Source organism: Castellaniella sp., assembly GCF_036379515.1.
Lineage (GTDB): Bacteria > Pseudomonadota > Gammaproteobacteria > Burkholderiales > Burkholderiaceae_B > Castellaniella.
In genome coordinates, this window is the sequence record NZ_DASVGN010000036.1 from 23,940 (window position 1) to 42,678 (window position 18,739).

Annotated in this window: 18 protein-coding genes; 11 read left to right on the forward strand and 7 right to left on the reverse strand. The window is 59.2% G+C overall.

Annotated features, from left to right (window positions below):
• Positions 1-1,003: 1,003 nt before the first annotated feature.
• From VF285_RS12520 to VF285_RS12560, 9 genes are all read left to right on the forward strand, one after another.
• Positions 1,004-1,126 carry an archaellin/type IV pilin N-terminal domain-containing protein gene (locus VF285_RS12520; protein WP_346952969.1) on the forward strand — a complete coding sequence of 41 codons (123 nt, stop codon included), beginning with the start codon at positions 1,004-1,006 and terminating at the stop codon, positions 1,124-1,126.
• A 74-nt stretch (positions 1,127-1,200) separates the two neighbouring features.
• On the forward strand, positions 1,201-2,904 hold the full coding sequence (locus VF285_RS12525) for a multicopper oxidase family protein (RefSeq protein ID WP_346952970.1): 1,704 nt from the start codon (positions 1,201-1,203) through the stop codon (positions 2,902-2,904).
• A gap of 9 nt (positions 2,905-2,913) precedes the next feature.
• Positions 2,914-4,101 carry a protein-disulfide reductase DsbD family protein gene (locus VF285_RS12530; RefSeq protein ID WP_346952971.1) on the forward strand — a complete coding sequence of 396 codons (1,188 nt, stop codon included), beginning with the start codon at positions 2,914-2,916 and terminating at the stop codon, positions 4,099-4,101.
• A complete protein-coding gene (locus VF285_RS12535) occupies positions 4,098-4,616 on the forward strand; it encodes a disulfide bond formation protein DsbD (RefSeq protein ID WP_346952972.1) in 519 nt (172 codons plus the stop codon). The genes VF285_RS12530 and VF285_RS12535 overlap by 4 nt, the downstream gene beginning before the upstream one ends.
• A 35-nt stretch (positions 4,617-4,651) precedes the next feature.
• The gene (locus tag VF285_RS12540; RefSeq protein WP_346952973.1) at positions 4,652-5,086 is read left to right on the forward strand and encodes a DUF411 domain-containing protein; all 435 of its coding nucleotides are present in this window, start codon (positions 4,652-4,654) and stop codon (positions 5,084-5,086) included.
• Positions 5,087-5,230: 144 nt separating this feature from the next.
• Positions 5,231-5,659, forward strand: a complete 429-nt coding sequence (locus tag VF285_RS12545) for a cupin domain-containing protein (protein WP_346952974.1) — start codon at positions 5,231-5,233, stop codon at positions 5,657-5,659.
• A gap of 409 nt (positions 5,660-6,068) precedes the next feature.
• A complete protein-coding gene (locus VF285_RS12550; RefSeq protein WP_346952975.1) occupies positions 6,069-6,476 on the forward strand; it encodes a hypothetical protein in 408 nt (135 codons plus the stop codon).
• The gene (locus VF285_RS12555) at positions 6,454-7,176 is read left to right on the forward strand and encodes a cytochrome b/b6 domain-containing protein (protein WP_346952976.1); all 723 of its coding nucleotides are present in this window, start codon (positions 6,454-6,456) and stop codon (positions 7,174-7,176) included. The genes VF285_RS12550 and VF285_RS12555 overlap by 23 nt, the downstream gene beginning before the upstream one ends.
• Positions 7,173-8,009, forward strand: a complete 837-nt coding sequence (locus VF285_RS12560) for an isocitrate lyase/phosphoenolpyruvate mutase family protein (protein WP_346952977.1) — start codon at positions 7,173-7,175, stop codon at positions 8,007-8,009. The genes VF285_RS12555 and VF285_RS12560 overlap by 4 nt, the downstream gene beginning before the upstream one ends.
• A gap of 280 nt (positions 8,010-8,289) precedes the next feature.
• Here the strand turns inward: VF285_RS12560 and lnt are convergent, their stop codons facing one another.
• The 3 genes from lnt to VF285_RS12575 form a co-directional block, all read right to left on the reverse strand.
• Positions 8,290-9,924 carry an apolipoprotein N-acyltransferase gene (gene lnt, locus VF285_RS12565; RefSeq protein ID WP_346952978.1) on the reverse strand — a complete coding sequence of 545 codons (1,635 nt, stop codon included), beginning with the start codon at positions 9,922-9,924 and terminating at the stop codon, positions 8,290-8,292.
• 294 nt (positions 9,925-10,218) lie between these two features.
• Positions 10,219-11,625, reverse strand: coding sequence for a Cu(+)/Ag(+) sensor histidine kinase (locus tag VF285_RS12570; RefSeq protein ID WP_346952979.1), 1,407 nt, complete (start codon positions 11,623-11,625; stop codon positions 10,219-10,221).
• A 3-nt stretch (positions 11,626-11,628) separates the two neighbouring features.
• Positions 11,629-12,309: a heavy metal response regulator transcription factor gene (locus tag VF285_RS12575; protein ID WP_346952980.1), complete on the reverse strand. Its 681-nt coding sequence runs from the start codon at positions 12,307-12,309 to the stop codon at positions 11,629-11,631.
• A gap of 215 nt (positions 12,310-12,524) precedes the next feature.
• Between VF285_RS12575 and VF285_RS12580 the strand changes: the two genes are divergently transcribed.
• Entirely contained in the window at positions 12,525-12,878 is a 354-nt protein-coding gene (locus VF285_RS12580; RefSeq protein WP_346952981.1) for a hypothetical protein, read from the forward strand.
• A 5-nt stretch (positions 12,879-12,883) separates the two neighbouring features.
• Positions 12,884-13,288: a hypothetical protein gene (locus VF285_RS12585; RefSeq protein ID WP_346952982.1), complete on the forward strand. Its 405-nt coding sequence runs from the start codon at positions 12,884-12,886 to the stop codon at positions 13,286-13,288.
• Between the two features lie 142 nt (positions 13,289-13,430).
• Here VF285_RS12585 and VF285_RS12590 read toward each other — a convergent pair whose 3' ends face one another.
• The 4 genes from VF285_RS12590 to VF285_RS12605 all read right to left on the reverse strand — a co-directional run bounded on the left by VF285_RS12590 (position 13,431) and on the right by VF285_RS12605 (position 18,453).
• Positions 13,431-14,012 carry a M23 family metallopeptidase gene (locus VF285_RS12590; protein ID WP_346952983.1) on the reverse strand — a complete coding sequence of 194 codons (582 nt, stop codon included), beginning with the start codon at positions 14,010-14,012 and terminating at the stop codon, positions 13,431-13,433.
• A 287-nt stretch (positions 14,013-14,299) separates the two neighbouring features.
• The gene (locus tag VF285_RS12595; RefSeq protein ID WP_346952984.1) at positions 14,300-14,617 is read right to left on the reverse strand and encodes a DUF4148 domain-containing protein; all 318 of its coding nucleotides are present in this window, start codon (positions 14,615-14,617) and stop codon (positions 14,300-14,302) included.
• 436 nt (positions 14,618-15,053) lie between these two features.
• The gene (gene ccsB / locus VF285_RS12600) at positions 15,054-16,400 is read right to left on the reverse strand and encodes a c-type cytochrome biogenesis protein CcsB (protein WP_414648149.1); all 1,347 of its coding nucleotides are present in this window, start codon (positions 16,398-16,400) and stop codon (positions 15,054-15,056) included.
• A 4-nt stretch (positions 16,401-16,404) separates the two neighbouring features.
• On the reverse strand, positions 16,405-18,453 hold the full coding sequence (locus tag VF285_RS12605; protein ID WP_346952986.1) for a cytochrome c biogenesis protein ResB: 2,049 nt from the start codon (positions 18,451-18,453) through the stop codon (positions 16,405-16,407).
• Between the last annotated feature and the right edge of the window lie 286 nt (positions 18,454-18,739).

The following is an 18,739-nucleotide window of genomic DNA, read 5'->3' on the forward strand; positions in this document are numbered from 1 at the left end:
TCAAAGGGTCACCCACATGCTCACGAGAACAAGTCATACGAAGCGCCTTCTTATTGCCCTCGCGGCAATGCTGAGCCTGCTGTTCGTGCAGCTGGCTTCAGCAGCGTACGGATGTCCGCCGACGTTCACGGGTGACGCTGGGTCAATGCCCAACATGCAGACGGCGTACGCAGACTGCACACAGATTGATGCGGCACTGCCAAGTCTGTGCGCAGTGCAGGTGAGTGCCAGCAGCAACGTCCCTCTCGTTCACAAACTCAAGGCCTTCCCGCACGCCGCAGGCTTGTGGAGCATTGGCCTTCTTGGTGCCCCTTCTGGCGCCTTCGCTGCAACGCCATCCGTTCAGCCTCCCCCCGGCCTGTTCAGGGCCATTTCGCCGCCGCTGTCTATCCGCGACTGTCGTTTTCTGATCTGACAATCCGCCGCAACACCTAATCGGTAAGCGGTCACCCGTAGTCCGTCTCCTGCTGCGCGCGTGCCAGCCTAATCGGCTGCGCCCGTCCATGCGCGGGCCGCAGCGGGCTGCAATCAGACAACAGACCCCGAGGGCCCGTTTCGGCTGGCGCTCCCGGATCTCCAGATCACAAGAGGAACACATGATGAAAACATCTTCGACAACTATCTTCGACACACCCCAACGGGTTGCCTTCGGCAACTGGGCCGCTCGCCACAAGTTTTGGCTGGGTGCCGCATCCGGCGCATTTGTCGCAGTGGGCCTGACGGCTGGCTGGGACCGGCTGGCAACCCTTGGAGCGCTCTCCACACTTCTCGCGGTGCTGCCCTGCGCACTCATGATGGGCCTCTGCATGAAGATGATGAAGCACACGGACTCGAACGGCGCATCGTGCTCTGGCACTCAACCAGATCGGACGGCTGAGCCCGCCAGTCCTGACCAAACTGCCCTCCAGGCACCGCAAATAGAATTCTCACCGGCGCGAGTTTTGGAACAGGACCATGCGCCCATGAAAGCTCCAACTGCCCTGGCTGAACCCGGAGCGAATCAATGATGGGCAGCAGCGTGACGTGCGGCGGCATGATGGGGTTGATGGGTATCGGCGGGCTACTGGTGCTCGTCCTCCTCGTCCTTCTGATCGCGGTACTCGTCAAATATCTGTTCAAGAAATAGGCGGGTGCGGACGGCTGCTACGCCCGGCTTCCTCGCACCGTCTGGTAGCAATAGGCATTGATATAGAGGTCATCATGACAACACATCACTTCATCACCCGCCGCACCTTCCTGGGCTACGCCGGCACGAGCGCTGCAGCGCTTCTCGCCGGCCTGCCGCAGGTTGAAGCAACTCCTGTCACGAAAGCAGGAGGCGATGCCTTTGAACCCGACGTCGCGCTGGAGTTGACGGCCAGCCCTCAAAGCGTTGCACTGCGCTCGGGGCCCGCGACGCCCGTGTGGACCTACGAGGCGCAAGTGGTAAAAGGCGACCCGGCAAGCGTGCATGCATCTCCCGGCGGGTACCTCGGGCCCACCCTGCGCGTGCGACGCGGCCAGAAACTACGCGTCGACTTCGTGAACCACACCAATCAACCCAGCATCGTCAACTGGCACGGGCTGCATGTCCCAGCCGATATGATGGGGTTGCCGCGCTACGAGGTGAAGCCAGGCGAGCACTACCGCTACGAATTCGAGGTACTCGACCGCGCAGGTACCTACTGGTATCACGCGATGGCCGCCGGCCACACACCCGAGCAGGTGTACTTCGGGCTTGCCGGGCTCCTGCTCGTGACGGACGATGAAGAACAGGCTCTGGCGTTGCCCCGCGACGAATACGACTTGCCGCTCGTCATCCAAGACCGGACTTTTGGAGACAACAACCACCTGCACTACCTGCCTGGCACGGGCCCTGAAGCTGCGCCCGCGCACGGCTCCCCACCCCAGGCGCCCGGAATGGGGAGCAGCACGATGGGCGGCTCAGGCATGATGGGTGGCATGATGTCGGGCGGCATGAGCGGCATGATGACCCGCATGATGGGGTTCTTTGGCGACACCATCCTGGTGAATGGCAAGCCCGATGCCACGCTCAAAGTCGCCACGCACGCCTACCGCCTGCGCGTGCTCAACGCGTCGAACGCCCGCACCTACAAGCTGGGCTGGGAAGACGGCCGACCGCTTACGGTGATCGCCACCGGTGGCGGCCTGCTTGAACGCCCCGTACAGAAAGACTACGTAATGCTCACCCCCGGCCAGCGCATCGAGTTGTGGGCAGACTTCAGCAAAGACGCGGTGGGCACGCAGCTTACGCTCATGAGCCTCGCCTTCGATGGCATGGCGGGCATGATGGAAAGCACGATGGGCGAGGAGATGATGGGGGGCGGCATGATGGGGAACATGATGAGCCACATGATGAGCGGCTCATCCCTGGCCGACGGCGCGCGCTTTGCGATCCTCAAAGTGGCCGTGACACAAAAGGCAGACGAAGTACTCGAGCTGCCGCAGCGCCTTGCCACACTCACGCGGCTACGGGCCGAAGACGCGGTGAATCGTGATCGCCCCCGGATCTTCCGGGTTACCATGGGCCACATGCGGTGGGGCTTCAATGGCCGCAGCTTCCAGATGAACGAGGTCGCGCCCGACGAAATCGTGAAACTCGGCACGACCGAGGTCTGGGAGTTCGTCAACAACATGATGATGGCGCACGCCATTCACCTGCACGGCCTGCAGTTCCAGGTGCTGGAGCGGCACAATAGCCCGCAGGGTGCGGGCGTGGTCGAGGGCTGTGTCGACGACGGTTGGGAAGACACCGTGCTCCTGATGCCCAACGAGCGCGTGAGGCTTCTCATGCGTTTTGCAGACTTCACCGGAAGCTATGCCTACCAGTGCCACATGCTGGAGCACGCGGCGATGGGCCTCATGCGTGATTACGAGGTCCAGCCAGCGCAAACGCCAGCATGAGGCTCTGAAATGTCTTCCTGGCTTTTCACCCAGATTCTGCTCGCCATAGGCGCAGGGCTCCTCTTGAATCTGACGCCCTGCGTGCTACCCGCCGTCCCGCTGAAAGTCCGCGCGGTGCTGAACGCCACGGGCGACCACCTGAAGGTCCGCATCGCATCTGCCGCGCTCTTCACAGCAGGGTCGGTGCTGTTCTTCGCTGCACTGGGCATCGCCACCGCCCTGTTGCAGTGGCAATGGGGAGTGCTGTTTCAATCGCGCGCCCTGCTGATCGTTCTCGGTACTGTGTTGACGGCGTTTGCTGCGATGAACTTTCTCGGACGCGGCCTACCTGTCCCAAACGCCGTCGCCACTTTACGCGGGGGAAAATTCCTTGAACCTTTTTTCTCCGGCCTCATTTCAGCGCTACTTTCGACGCCCTGCACGGGTCCCCTCTTGGGCGGCGTCCTGGTATTTGCGCTTGCTCAGCCAACGGCCAATATCGTCGCCCTCTTCGTGTCGATCGGCCTCGGGCTTGCACTCCCCTATGTCGTGCTGCTCCTTCGCCCCGGCCTTTTGAAGCACCTGCCGCGTGCGGGAGCCTGGACGGAAGTCATTCGTCAGAGCTTTGGCTGGCTGCTGCTCGCTGCAGCACTTTTTTATCTCCAAAGCGCGATCCCGGCCTCGTGGGTGGCGCCTCTCTGGGCCGCCTTGTTCGCAGGGGTGCTCGCCTGGGCGGCCTACCGATTCTGGCGTGCGGTAGATCGTGGCTCACGTGCAGTGGCGCTCTTCGTGAGCGTCATCGCCCTGGCTTCCGCCTACGCCGGGGCAGGCCCCGAGAAGTCCCCCGGCCACATGATCGCCTGGCAACCGCTACGGGCGGCCGATGTTTCCGCACTGCCTACGCTCGGGCGCCCCGCCATCGTGGAATTCACGGCGCAGTGGTGCATCAATTGCAAGGTGCTCGAGAAAACCACTTACGAGGACAGCACCGTGGTTCAGGCCGTTGCCCGCTCGGGTGTTGTTGCGTTTCAGGCAGACCTGACACACCCCGATCTGGCGCTCGAGCACCTGCTCGCTTCCTATGGCGGCGTGGGCTTGCCGTTTCTCGCTGTTCTTGACCGCGAGGGGCGCAAAGTGCGGGATTTTTCCGGCTTGTTCACGGGCGCAAGTCTGGTGAAGGCATTGAAAGCAGTAGGACCTCAGGAGGATCTTGAATGAAAAGCAGCAACAGACGCAGCGTGGCAAACCTGGGCGCAGTCGTCGTCCTTGCAGGAACAGCGATACTTTTCGGCTGGCGTCAGTTCTCGGCAACCCATACCGAACCGGCCACAGACAACGCAACGGCAGCCAGCAGCGGCATCATGGACTCGTCGGCACACGTCACCGCCTCCGTCGCCCTCAAGGGTCAAGATGGCATCGTCACCCTGCATATCGGCAAGGACTGGCACGTCAACGCCAACCCCGCCTCGCTTGAGAACCTGATCGCCTCGACGGTCATGATCGAACATAACGGCTCGCAACGTGCGGCGCAGGCAATCTACCCGCCCGGAAAGAGCAGCGGCATCACGATCGATGGCACGGACATCCTGGTCTACGAAGACGGTACGGTCATCCCTGTGAAAAACCTGGACAGTACGCCAGGCGACCATATGCTGGTGCGCGTCCAGGCCTGCAACACGCAAGGCATCTGCCTTGCGCCTGCGATGATTGTCGCCACAGGTAGTCAGATTTAAATCTTTTATCGCAATCCCCTCTACAGGAGTATTCCATGCGTCACCTCAAAACACTGGTTCTCGCACTCGCCCTGGGCTTTCCACTCTCGGCAATGGCTGCCGGCATTCCGGTCAAAATGTACAAAAGCCCCAATTGCGGCTGCTGTGACCGATGGGCCCAGCATCTTGAAGCCAACGGCTTTACGGTGGAAACCATCAATACGCCAGCCCTTGCTTCAATCAAGGAGAAGTACCACATACCGACCAACCTGGCGGGTTGTCACACCGCGCTGGTGGAGGGGTACGTGGTGGAAGGCCTCGTGCCTGCCAAGTACATCAAGCAGATGCTGGCCGAGCATCTTCCCGTCAAAGGCCTCTCCATACCGGGGATGCCTGTGGGAGCCCCCGGTATGGCGGGCACCGCCGCCGGGCCGCTGAACGTTTACACGCTGGGCGCAGGATCAGCACCCAAAGTTTTTGCCACCTTTTGAGCCGGTTACCTCACGCGGGTACAGAAGTGCCGGCGCAATCCGCCTATTAGGGTCAGGGCTTATCGTGTTCTCGGGAAAGCCGAAGAGCAACATACACAAACAAACGAAGTTACCGTGCAATTCGCACAAATCAGTGGAGCCATCATGAACCCAAAAAAATACGTAGCCGTCGCATCACTTGGTCTCGCGATCGCGTTGGGCACCACGCCATTATCTGCCGTCGCTGCAGACGTCGCAGCCAATGGCGTGGCTGAGGTCTTCAATCACGCGATTACGAATATCCCTGGCAAATCCCTGATTGCAGTCGAGGTGAACTATAAGCCTGGCGAAAAATCGCCGGCCCACTGGCATGCAAAATCGGCATTCATCATGGCCTACGTGATATCGGGTTCGATCCGCAGCCAGGTCGAAGGCGAACCGGTGCATGTCTATAAAGCGGGCCAGACCTGGTATGAGAACCCAGGGGCGCATCATGTCGTGAGCGAGAACGCCAGCAAGACCGAACCCGCCAAGATGCTAGCCGTTCTTGTGGCTGATACAAAACACGGTGCTCTGACCACATTCGATAAATGAACGCAGCGCCATTCGCCAGCGGCTTTCAATCGCGGGCTCCTCGCAGTTTCAAGCTTGACCTCGCCATAAGGTCGAGCTTGAAACTGGGGGCAACGCAAGGAGATCGGCAATGACCGCGCCAGACCTAACCGCGATGCCCACTCGGCAAGCCGCGCGCATGGTGCACACGACCAGAGCGGCGCGCATTCACACACAGAGCGCAGCGCACCCACGAAGACGACTGCCACCGGTTACACCTGCTCCAGGTTCGACGCAGCCGCCATGAGCCTGAGCGCTGTCTCCGTCATTGCCAACGCACTCAGGCTGCGCAGGGCGAAGTCGTAACCACGTGCTTTGAAAGCAGTTCAGGCTATCAACACCACCGCATCCACCAACGACGTGATTCGATGATTCATAGAGGAATGGCAACATGCAAGCAGTGAAAACAGCTGACGGAATCTGGTCCAGATGCTACCGGTGGATAAGCTGGACGATTACGGGGCTTGCCGTGATAGCGTTGGGTTTGATGTTGCGTGGCGCATTCTTCGCAAAGACGCCATCAGTGGCATTTACTATCGCTTCGCCCGAAGACGGTGTCACGGTCAGCAGCCCGGTACAACTGGCGGTAACGCTGAAGGATACAGAGCTTGGCTGGCCTTTTACCGGCCGTGATCATTTGCACATATCGGTCGATGGCGGCCCGGCACAGGCCGTGTACGAGAGTCGCGTGTTGAGTATTCCGCTTGCGCCAGGCAAGCACGTCATCGGGGTCGATCTTGCTGGTCCCATCCATGCTTCGTTGCTGCCGCCGAAGTATGTTCATTTCACAGTGCGCTGAGGCCGATATCGTGACCCGCACAACTCTGGCAAGACACAGCCTCGGCGAACGCGTGCTGCATGTGATCAACGCACTGGCGGTCGCCGTGCTCATCACTACCGGGCTCGCTTTGGATGATCTTTTGACGGAACGCTTGGGGATGCTGCTCGGCGGCCATCTGCGGGTCAACGCGATACACCAATGGTTGGGGTTAGCTTTCGTCATTGCATGGGTGTTGCTGCTGTTATCAGGCCGGATTAGCCGCCTATTGCGCGACGTGATGTATTTCCGGCGCGACGAGCTTCGCCGACTGCTCGCATTTCTGTGCTTTTATTTACGCCCAAGTCATCATCCGGTTCCGTTCCATGACGGCCGGTTCGATCCCGCACAACGCATGATTTTCATCGCCATCATCGCCACAACGGTGTTGGCTGGTATCAGCGGGGCGTATCTCTACCTGATGCCGCCATTCGGAAGAGTGCTGCTGGTTTATGCCATCCGTATCCACATTATCGCTGTATGGCTGCTGCTTGCTTGCCTGTGCATTCATATTGCGGCAGGCATCGGGCTGCTACGCACCCACCGAGGCATTGCCACCGCAATGTTCGGTAATGGTCGGGTGACCATCACCCTGGCACGTACCCTGTGGCCCGGGTGGACTCGGCGCCAAAAAGGTGGGAACTCAGATATTTCGGTAAATCAACGGAGAACGAAACCATGAACCACACCACACAAGCAAAGCGTGCCGAAGCACTGCGCCAAATGCACGACCGCCGCAACATCCTGCTGCTGCCGAACGCCTGGGATGCCGGCAGCGCACGCTTATTCGCCACACGTGATTTTCGCGCAATCGCAACGACCAGCGGTGGTGTAGCCTGGGCACTCGGTTACGCCGACGGTGAGCAGGCGCCGCTCGATGAGATCCTGGCGGTAGTGCGGCGCATCATCCGCGCAGTTGATCTCCCGGTGACCGTGGATTTCGAGAGTGGGTACGGCATTACACCCGCCGACGTAGCAACATCGACCCGCGCCGTCATTGAAGCAGGGGCTGCCGGAATCAACCTTGAAGACGGTACACCCGGGCACGGCCCGCTACGCAAGGTGCAAGACGCTGCCGCACGTATTCGTGCCGCACGCGACGCGGCGACATCGTCTGGCGTGCCACTAGTGATCAACGCGCGAGTCGACAACTGGATGCATGCAGAAAAAGATCCCGCCGCACCGCTCACCGACGCCATCACGCGGGCACGTGCTTACCTGGCCGCTGGTGCGGATTGTGTCTACCCCATTGGACTGAGCGACCCGAAGACGATCAAAGCCTTTGTCCAGGCCATCGATGCGCCAGTCAATGTGATGGCGGGAGCGGGCACAGCACCGCTGGCTGAACTCGCCAAACTCGGTGTCGCACGTGTCAGCACGGCAACCTGGTTTGCGGCACTTGCCTTGGGACAGGTTGATCATGCCGCCCGCGCGGTGCTCGAAACTGGCAGGTTCGATTCCCTGGCGACCGATTTCAACTACATGGATGCACAGCGCCTGTTCACGGCTAATTGAGCGGACCGCCCTTCAGCTCTCTCACAATACCCGGCGGTTGGTGGCAGTGATCGATGTCGCGCACGTGTTTGCGTGAGTGCCTTCACATTGCACACACAACCGTACGGGCCGAGCAAGGCCGCTGTCGCGACACGACCCTGCGTTGATTCCGCTGCGAGGAAATGCCCCGCCAGCAACTGGGAGCAAACCGCCGCTGCAATAAGCTTCCAAGACGTCTACTCACCGCTTTCCACCTCAGAGCGCCTTTTGCCGCCAGAGGTACCCGCAGCAGCGGCGCCCGTTAGCGCGAACTTGAGAGGCGAGTCCGCTTGCGGCGCAGGAGCCCGGCTGCTAGGCACAGTGCGATCCAAGTGAGGACAGGAGTGTTACGCCAGCGCACGTAGGGCGTGAGGCCCTGGGTACCCTGAACTTCGACGTCCAGGACGCCTCGGCTGCCAGGTTCCAGCGCAGCTTGAATCTCCCCATGGAGGCCGATGGCAGCCGTGATGCCCGTGTTAGTGGCGCGGATGACCGGGCGGGCGGTTTCCAGCGCCCGCATACGTGCCATCTGAAGGTGCTGGCGCAGTGCCCAAGTGTTGCCGAACCACGCAAGGTTGCTGAGGTTCAGCAATATGCTGGCCCCCGGGGCTCCATTGACAGCAGGTGCAACGCGGGCGGCAATCTCTTCACCGAAAGTGTCTTCGTAGCAGATGTTGACCGAAATCACCTGCCCCGCTAACAGGAGTGGTGCCTGGATGAGTGGTCCGCGGTTGAAGTCCCCCAACGGAATCCGCAGCGCGTGGACAAACCACTGAAGGCCCGGCGGAATGAATTCTCCGAACGGCACCAGATGGCGTTTGTCGTAATGCCACTCCCCCGGCGAACCTGGCAGCTTCAGGTCATCTGGTCGCAATGCGATGGCGCTGTTTGTGTAGCGCTCGCCCGTGATGGTCCGTGTGTGTAGTGGAACCCCCATAACGATTGTGGCTTGTTCGCGCTGCGCCACATTTTGCCATTCCCGCCAGACGGCGGCCGATACCTGGTCCTGGAAGATAGGCATCACGGTTTCAGGCAGAACGATCAGGCTCGGGTGGCTGCTCTCACCCTCAGAAGGCAGGGCTGCGAGGTTCAGTCCGCGAGCTAGTATTTGTCCAAATAGCTGTGGATCAAATTTTTCTGACTGGGGAGTGGCAGGCTGAACCAGGCGCACTAGCAGCGGAGAACCTTTCGGACGCACCCAGTCGATCTGCGTGCCCAGAACGCCTAGCAGGCCAAAGCCAAGCGCAAGGACGACAACTGCAGCAGCGCTACGATTGTACGGTGGCGAGTCCTTGGCACGTGCCATCGAAGCCACCGCAGCGGCCGAGAACGCAGCAAGCCAGGCAAGCCCGTAGACGCCCACGACGGGCGCCCAGGCGGAGAACACGCCCTCGGCGTGGGCATAGCCGATGTTAAGCCACGTAAAACCCGTAAATAGCGTACCGCGCAGCCACTCAAACAAGGTCCAGGAGGATGCCCAGATCAGCGCGTTTAGTATCTGGCGCGAGGCATGCTGCCGAGTTGTGCGCCAGGCGCTGCAGAGCCAGGCACTCAAGGCGCAGGCGGCAGCTCCATAAAGCGCCATAGTGGCCGCAAAGACCAGCAGCGCCACGATGGCAAGCGGCAACGCCAAGCCTCCATAGGTGTGCATGCTAATAACCAGCCAGTAGACACCGATAGCGAACTGTGCCACACCGAAGATCCAGCCCTGCAAAGCCGCCCGCCAGGGACTCGGGGCGCTCCAGGTATGGGCGGCCAAGACGGAGAGCGCACCAATTTGGGCGAACGGCAGCACCCAGGCTGGCAGCGGGCCGGGCGCAAAGCATAGCGCCTGCAATGCACCGGCGAGCAGAACCCGGATCCAGGACTTTCCTATTTTCTGGCGCTCAGGCGGCATAGTCGTGTCGGCTGCGACGAGAGTTCTTAGCTGAATGTTCCGCAAGCTGCACTTTCCCGTGGTCGATCATCACCGGGGGGATGCCGTACTTCTGTGCAACCTGCGCAATCGCCATTTTCTCGCGCGTCGCGTGCGTTGCTTCCCTTACTTGAACTGTGCAACATATCGTTCGCATCTCGGGCGCATGGCCAGCCCCTTCTTTCACTGGGCAGATCCGCCAGGCGTCCAGACGAGCGATGGCAGCCGTAACCCATGCTATGTTGACGCAACTCCGATGGGAAGCGACTAGGAGGGTCAGCACGGCGCTAGCGGAATTAACATTTCAAACGTCGTTGCCTCAGATGTCGAACTTGCACCGACATGTCCACCGTGCGCCTCAACAATTGATTTGACGATGGCCAGACCAAGACCCGCACCTTCCCCGCTACGCCGCCGAGAAGCATCAGGTCGATAGAACCGGTCGAATATGTGGGCAACATGCTCGGCCGGTATGACCGGTCCTGGATTCTGCACCTGCACACAAGCATCGTGAGCCGTGGCCAGAAGCGTAACGACGACGCGATGCTTCGCTGGCACATAACGAATTGCATTCGATAAAAGGTTGCTCAACGCCCGACGGATCATCAGCCTGTCTCCGAGTATGCAGACTTGCTCGCCAGCAATGTCCAAACCCACCTCTCGTTCTTCGGCCCAAGCGCCGAAATAATCGAAGAGAATGCGCACTTCGGCTTGCAGGTCGATCGTCACCAGCTCAGGCTTGAGCAGATGGTTGTCCGTCTGTGCCAGAAACAGCATGTCACCCACCATCTTCGCCATGCGCTCGTACTCTTCCAGATTGGAATACAGGACCTCACGGTACTGCTCGGCGCTACGCGCCTGAGAAAGCGCCACTTCAGTCTGGGTCTTCAGGTTGGTGATCGGTGTGCGCAGTTCATGTGCGATGTCCCCCGAAAACTCTGACAAGCCGCGAAAGACCTCTTCAAGCCGGTCCAGCATCCCGTTAAAGGAGGTGGCAAGCTCTACCAGCTCTGTGGGGACAGTGTCCGGTGTCAGCCGTATCTGCAGTTGATCAGACCCAATCTTCCGCATTTCACGGCTGATGCGCCGCAGCGGCGCATGGCCTTGGTACACCGCGAACCAAATGGCGAGAATGGCAATCAGACAGGCAATCGTTGTAACGAGGCGCAGGTAGTTGCGCATGCTCTCGAGGTAATGCACATGAAAGTCGACATCGGTGGCCACAGCGATCGTGAGCCCACCCGATCCGGGCAGCGCACTGGACGCGAAGTGCAGCACAGCACCGCGTAGCGTCAGCCCATCACTTTGCCATAAGCTAACGGTGTTGATCGTGATCTTGTCAACGGGCGCAACGGTGCGGGCAAACGGTTCGAGGTCGGGACCTGGCGCTGCGTACACCTGGGTGCCGCCATCCCATGCAATGCGGTATTGAGCGTTATGGTGACCCGAGACGGCATCAGCAAACCGTGCCCTCAGTTTCTCTGGCCCCAAGTTGGGGGGGAGGGTCGAGAGTGTATGTTCTAGCGCCTGCGCAACCGCCTGGAGCTCGTCGACGTCCTGCTGGACGAAGTGAGCATTGATCGATCGTTCGATGATCCAGCCAAAGGTAAGCAGGATAACTGTGATGACGGTTCCAATGTAGACCGTCAGCCGCAATGCCAGGGATGCAGGTCGCCGCCTCATCAGTCAATCCGTCTGATTCACGTCCAGCATATAGCCCATGCCGCGCACCGTGTGAATAAGTTTGGGCTCGAAGTCGTCATCGATCTTCGCTCGCAGCCGGCGCACTGCCACATCGATGACGTTGGTATCGCTGTCGAAATTCATGTCCCACACCTGGGAAGCAATCAACGAACGGGGTAAGACCTCGCCCCGCCGACGCACTAAAAGCTCCAGCAGCGCGAATTCCTTGTTCGTCAGGTTGATGCGCACATTTTGGCGTTCAGCCCTGCGTCGGGGGATATCGAGGACGAGATCCGCGACCTGCAAGCGATCCAGGACCAGGACAGCGCTTCGCCGCAGCAAAGTGCGTACCCGGGCGAGAAGCTCGGAAAACGCGAAGGGCTTCACCAGGTAATCGTCAGCGCCAAGCTCTAGCCCCTTAACTCGATCCTCCACGCTATCCCGCGCGGTGAGAAAGAGCACCGGCGTGAGAGATTTTGCATCTCGCAGCGCCTGGACAATCCGCCAGCCGTCCACATCTGGCAGCATCACATCCAGGATGATGAGATCGTAGGACCCCGTCAGCGCAAAATGATGACCATCCAACCCAGAGCGCACCAGATCCACGACGAATCCCGACTCGGTCAACCCCTGCTTTAGATAATCCCCTGTCTTGGTCTCGTCTTCAACCACGAGCAGCTTCATGGGGCAACTCCTCAAAACCACCGGTTTTTGCCGCGACGCGATCCCCCTTGCTGGAGACATCGCCAGCGTGAAACCTTAGCGCAACGCCGCTGTCATTCGCATGACAGTTTGATTACAAATTTGTAATGCCCTGTTCTTACGTCGGTTATGCAAGATATGGATACCTGTCGTTTGTAAAATCAGCACGTCAAACCTTGAATAATGGAATCGGTACGATGCCTATTAAAGCCTCAACTTTCCTCGTTGCCCTGTCCTCATCAGCCCTGGCGCTGCTGGCCCTGCCCGCTGCCGCCTCCACGGGCACAGCGGTAAGCACCCCACCTGCGGTGACGCTGAGTGCGGGGGGCTCGGATTCGTTCAGCTACCGAGCATCGCCGGGCCCAGAAGTCGATCATCTGCACGTCTATGTGGATGGCGAACAGGTCGGGCAAACGCGCCAATTGCAGGGACACTTCACCCTCCAGGGGCTGGACCTTCCGGCGGGCCAGCACACGGTCTGCGTCGACGCAGCCAACCGGGCACACATCCAGACGGGTGCGAAGGCCTGCGTGAATGTGCACATCGGGTAGACACGATGAACGGGCAAGATCTCTTCTACGCGCTCACCCAAGTGGCGCACAACTTCGGCGCGGTACTTGTTCTTGCCAGCCCCCTCTACCCAATCGTTTCCGGACGCCTGTTGCTACGCAACGCCCTATGGTTTGCGCTTGTCGGCTGGTCCGTCCAGATTATAAGCGGCCTGTCATTCGGGCTTGTAAGTCTGCACTTTTACGGACAGCTTCCCGCTCTCCACGGCGTCGCGATTGTGGCACTCGCCATCAAGGTCATCTCTGCCTTAGGCGCTTGCGCGTTTATCATCTTCTCGCTTCGCGAAGGGGCAATTCGTGCAGGTTCGCGCGCGATACTCATCTGGAGGGTGCTGACAGGCCTCGCAATCGTGGCACTTTCGAGCGCCGCGTTTCTGCGCTGGTACTCTTGAGCGTGAAGACGACCCCCCACTATCTTAGGCAGCAAACTTTGGCTAGGAAAAGGTGGAATTGTGGGCAGGCCGCCTTGCCACCCGCGCGAACTCTCCCCCCATCTGTCTGGTCGCCAAAGCGTGGCGGTGAGGCGGATACGCTTCATTTCTGGGTGTAGGCGGCCAGTCGTCGTTCTTCTCGAATGGGGTCTACCGGTTGATTGTCGACCCGCAGCTCATAATGCAGGTGAGGTCCACTGGATATTCCGGTGGAGCCGACATAGCCGATAATTTGCCCCTTTTTGACCTCTACTCCTTTCTTTAGGCCACTTTTAAAGCGGCTCTGGTGAGCATAAACAGTGGAGTATGTATCGCCATGCTTTATATAAATAACTTTCCCATATCCGTTTTGGACACCAATAAAAGATATCTTGCCTTGAGCCGTTGCACGGATAGGGGTGCCTTTCGGAGCAGGATAATCAAGACCCTCATGGCCTGCCCACTCGCCCGAAGAAGGATTAAGCCGGTAACCAAACGCAGAACTGATACGTGTTCGCTCGTCAAGTGGTGTACCAAAGAATATCTTCTGCAGGTTTTCCAACCGGGAGGTCGCCTTATGCGAGTGCTGACCAATTATATAAGCAGGGTCGTGAATGATGGAGGTTTGTCTAACCCCCGATGCAACGGCATTGCCTACCAAGAGACAACTAGCGACAAGGAACAGGTTTTTTAATGTCTTATGCATGTCACTCCGAGTGGGTGAAACCGTATCTCAGAACCAATATGGCCTTGACTCAAGTCGGTGTGTACAGACGGCACTGGTTCACACTTCCGAGGCGGGTCTTGACATCGGGAAAGACCAAGAGGGTCGACAAAGCATCTCTGCTTCCCATTTGGTTCATTTTTAATCACTCGCGCCGCGATAGAGTAATACCTCGTGTTGTCCACAATGGTTGGACGCGATCCATTGGCACATCAAGGAACCCGCAAGGTCGATTCGACTTACGGGTTCTCTCATTTCAGCCACCTTGATCAGGCAGGGAAACCCGGATAATAGGGCAGTTCACCCGTTTGGAGCTCACCTGCTGCTTGTGCTACCCGCAACTCGGAGAGCACTTGCGCACGAGATTTCGTGCTGCGTGCAGCTTCCATCGGATAGTATGGCTGCTGACCGGCCTGAAGTTCGCCCGCCGCGTCTGCTACGCGCAACTCGGAGAGTACCTGTGCACGGGTCACGGTGCTGCTGGTGCTTGTTGCGCTGCCCATCGGATAGTATGGCTCTTCGGCATACGCCAAGCCAGCTGAGGCAAGGCCGAGTGTGAGGGTAGCGAGGGTGATTGCAACTTTCATGTGGACTTCCTTCATTCCTGGTTGATTAAAACTTAGCAGCAGAGCCGCTTGATCAACACTTTACCGTTTGGTGGGTTACCCACCGATGACCACACCATTACCTTTTTGTCATGCAATGGTAGCAACCCACTGTTCTCAACAGTGGCCTCAAACAAGGTGACTGGATGACTACCCAAGCGGCACCAAATCGCCCCAGTGGCAATATTTTCTGACCACCCCAAACACCGGACGCATCAAGATTTTATGAAAGACGAATCTGTGCAGAACAATCGGATCTGGGGCCTACCGGCCGAATCGCGACACGCCCGAGAGGCGATCAAGAATGCGAAAGGCAGCATACCCGCTGAGGATCCCGCCGTTAATTGAAGGCCCGGTTGTGTCCAGGTTTGCCAAAGTAGGTTGCAGGGTGCAGCGTCAGCGCCCACCCTGCTCACGTTCACAGCCCGCCGTAGGAGTGCAAGCCCGAAAGGAACATATTCACGCCCAGGAAGGCAAAGCTCGTGACCAACAGGCCCGCCAGCGCCCAATAGGCCGCCATCGAGCCGCGCAGCCCCTTCATGAGCCGCATGTGCAACCAAGCCGCGTAGTTCAGCCAGACAATGAGTGCCCAGGTTTCTTTAGGGTCCCACTGCCAGTAGGTGCCCCAGGCGTCGGCCGCCCACAGGGCTCCAAGGATGGTAGCCACCGTAAAGAACGCAAAGCCCACGGCAATGGCCCGGTACATGATGTCGTCGAGGACTTCAAGTGACGGCAGCCGGGCCGCAATCGGGGCCCGCATCGCGAGAATACCGCCTACGATCAGTGCGCCAATGCCAAAGTATCCCATCCAGACGGGAGACAGTTCGGGTGAGCTGAAAATGAACGGCTCGGCACACAAGGCCGCACCCAGCACAAAGACAGGAAGGACGGGCTTCACGCTGCGCGTCTGGCCATGCGCCTTGATCAAGTAGGCAAAGCCCGTCATGGCGGCAAGGCTGAAGGTGCCATAGCCGATGAAGTTGGCAGGCACGTGTAATTTCATCCACCAGCTTTTGAGGGCCGGCACCAGTGGCGCAATCTGGTAGGCGTCGCGGGTAAATGAATACCACAGCAGGAACACGACCAACGAGGTGACCACCAGCATGGCGAATCCGCCCAAGGCGCGGGTGGCATAGCGCCGCTCGTAGTACAGATAGAAGAGCGACATAATGAGCGCCAGCAGCACGAAAACCTCGTAGAGATTGCTGACGGGAATATGCCCGATATCAGGCCCCAGCAGATGGCCTTCGCGCCACCGCACCAGCAGGCCCGTCAGGCCAGCGTACACCGCCCCCCACGTCAGCACCGTACCCAGCCAGGCTGCCGTGTCGCTGACAAAGCCGATCCAGTAGCAGATCATTGCGATGAAGAACAGCGCACACATCCAGAGAATGGCAGACTGCGACGAAATAAGGTACTTCAGCAGAAAATTGGTATCGGCCCGAGTAAGGTCGCCCTGCATGAACGAACCGGTGGGGCTGTAGAGCCAGATCGCCAGCAAGGCAGTCAGGCCGCTGGCAATCATGAGTGTGCGGATGGGTCGCCACAGCCAGCCCAGCCAGCTGAACACCACAACCGCACCCACAAGAATCATTTTCTCGTAGTAACTCATGAAGCTGCCATACTGCGTGAGCACATAAGCGCCCCCCACCGCAAGCAGCAGGAAGAAACCTATGTCTGTCCAGTCGGGTCGTCCTCGTCGGCCGCGCTTATCGCCGCTGGTATTGACCCCCAACGCCCACAGCGTCATGGAATCTTGCGTCATGGTGTCAGACGTCATGGTCGGAGCCTCCGGCGGACAGGCGACGCAAAGCCTCGCGCAGCCGCTCAAATTCGTGATTGAAATCCAGGGTGCGGCGCTGCGTCGTCATCGCAGCCAGCCAGTTGCTGCCACGATTTGAAGGCCGGATCCACACCCATATCCGGCGTTCGCGAATGTAAAACATCGAAAACACGCCCAAGATCAGCAACAAACAGCCAATGTAGACCGTGGTCTTTCCAGGACTGCGGGCAATCTGGAAGACACTTGCTTGAACCTGATCAAAGCTCGAGAGCTGCAGCGCCACAGACGCGGGATAGTCTGGAAGCGAAGCCAGCGCCAGCACGGCCGACTGCATCCATTGAGACTCGTGTTCACCCTGGGCTCCGCCACGCGCCACCGGAGGCTCGTGATTGCGCTCGTGCACCAAGTCACGCAGTTCGACCAGGCTCAACTGGATCATGGGCACCGCAAAATTGAGGATCTTCTCGCGTTCAGCGGCAGGGGCCGAATTGATGATGCCGTTGAACCCCCCGCGCGAGAACGTGCGCAGAGCACCCCGCGCCGCCTGATACATGAGATTCTGCTGCTGGCCAGGCGCGGCGTTGTGATCAGCAAAGCGACGGGCAGCCTCGTCCCGCAACGCGGGGTCATCCAGGGCAGCGCGCAGCTGCATGAATTCGGTGAGCCCACCCTGATCGTCGGCCGGGATGCGTAAATAGCGGTACGGCTTCGAGGCGTTGTCCCGCGTGCCCATGAGGAACACCGGAAAGCCGTTGAGATTGACGGGCAGCATATACTGATCGAAGTCATGCCCCTGACCATCGCGGCCAAGTACACGGTATTGCACGCTGGGGCCTACATTGTGCAGACCCTTGTTGGGCGCACGCACTGCACTACCGGTGACGGCGGCGACTTCACGCACCACGCCCTTAGGCTGCGGTAACTTGTTCGCCTCAAGGTTCTCAACATTGATGACGCGCAAACCGGTGAAGTTCACCGCAAGGCCACTGCCTGGCACCTTGCTGGCCTGTCCCACTGTCCCGTCCACGTTCGTCGGCTGAAACTGAGTGCCCTGCAGTGGCCAGGCCTTCAGTTGCAGCTTGCTGCCGCCGTCGTCGAAGCTGGACTGATAGACCGTCACGCCATCGTAACGCAGGGGGTCGTTCACCAGAATCGTGCGATCAAACGACTTGCCACTGGCCAAATCGGTGACCGTGACGTCACTGCGGAAGTCGCTGGGCTGGCCGTTGCTGTAATAATCGATATGGAATTTTTTGAGGTGAAGGGTAAACGGCAGCGGCTGCAGCAACACGCCCCGGCCCTCGGTCACAATGCCCATGCTGCTCTGCTGGCCGTCAGGCAGCAGCATGTTCGCGCGGAAACTGGGGTTGCGCGCCGATAAGCGCCCAGACGGCGGCACATCCGAAATCAGCATATTGCCGACCACGGGCTGCTTGTCGAGTAGCCAAGTCTGCAGGCGCACGGGCAGCTCGCTATCCATGAGCCCCCCCAACAGAATCACCACGATGGCCGTGTGCGCGAAGATATATCCAAGCCGGTTTGCACTGCCCTTTTTTGCCGCGACCATTAAGCTATCGCCGTCTTCACGCACACGGTAACGATAACCCTGCGCCCGCAGAAGCCCGCCTACGGTTTCACAGGCCTGCGCAGGCGCCAAGGCGCTATCCAGCTCGACACGATGATGGAACGCCCGGAGACTGCTGCCACGAACGTATTCCCGGAACGAGCGTGCATCCCGCAACATCTTGGGCGCATTGCGAAAGATGCACAGCGTCGTGGACACCACCAGAAACGCCATAACGAGCAGAAACCACCGGCTGTTGTAGATCTGCCAGATGGAAAATTCGCTGAAGACCGCGTACCAGAAGGGACCGAACTGGTCGATGTAGGTATTGGCCGCCTGATTCTGCTGGACGATGGTGCCGATGAGGCTCGCCACGCAGATGAAGACCAGCAGACTGATGGCAAAGCGCATTGAGCCCAGCAGTTCCACCACGTCTGCGCCAAGCGCGCGAAAACGGGAAAGTGGCGTCATAACATCCTGGTTCTAAAAAAAAAGAGGTCCACTTGCGCGGGCCCCTTAATAGAATTTTTTAATGATCAACTCTACAGCGAGCCGGCACCCAGTCCCACAAAAATCCTAGGCACCACATGGAAATCTAGTACGAACCCACTGTGCAGCCCGCGACAACTGCCAGATCCAAGCCCGTCACGCGGCCCGCAATCGTGTGCACAGTGCTGCTCTTGCGATCACCTGCGCGAAGCAGCTCAAGCGGTTTCAAAACGTACCGCTAATTGCCGTCACGATGAAGGACACGAAC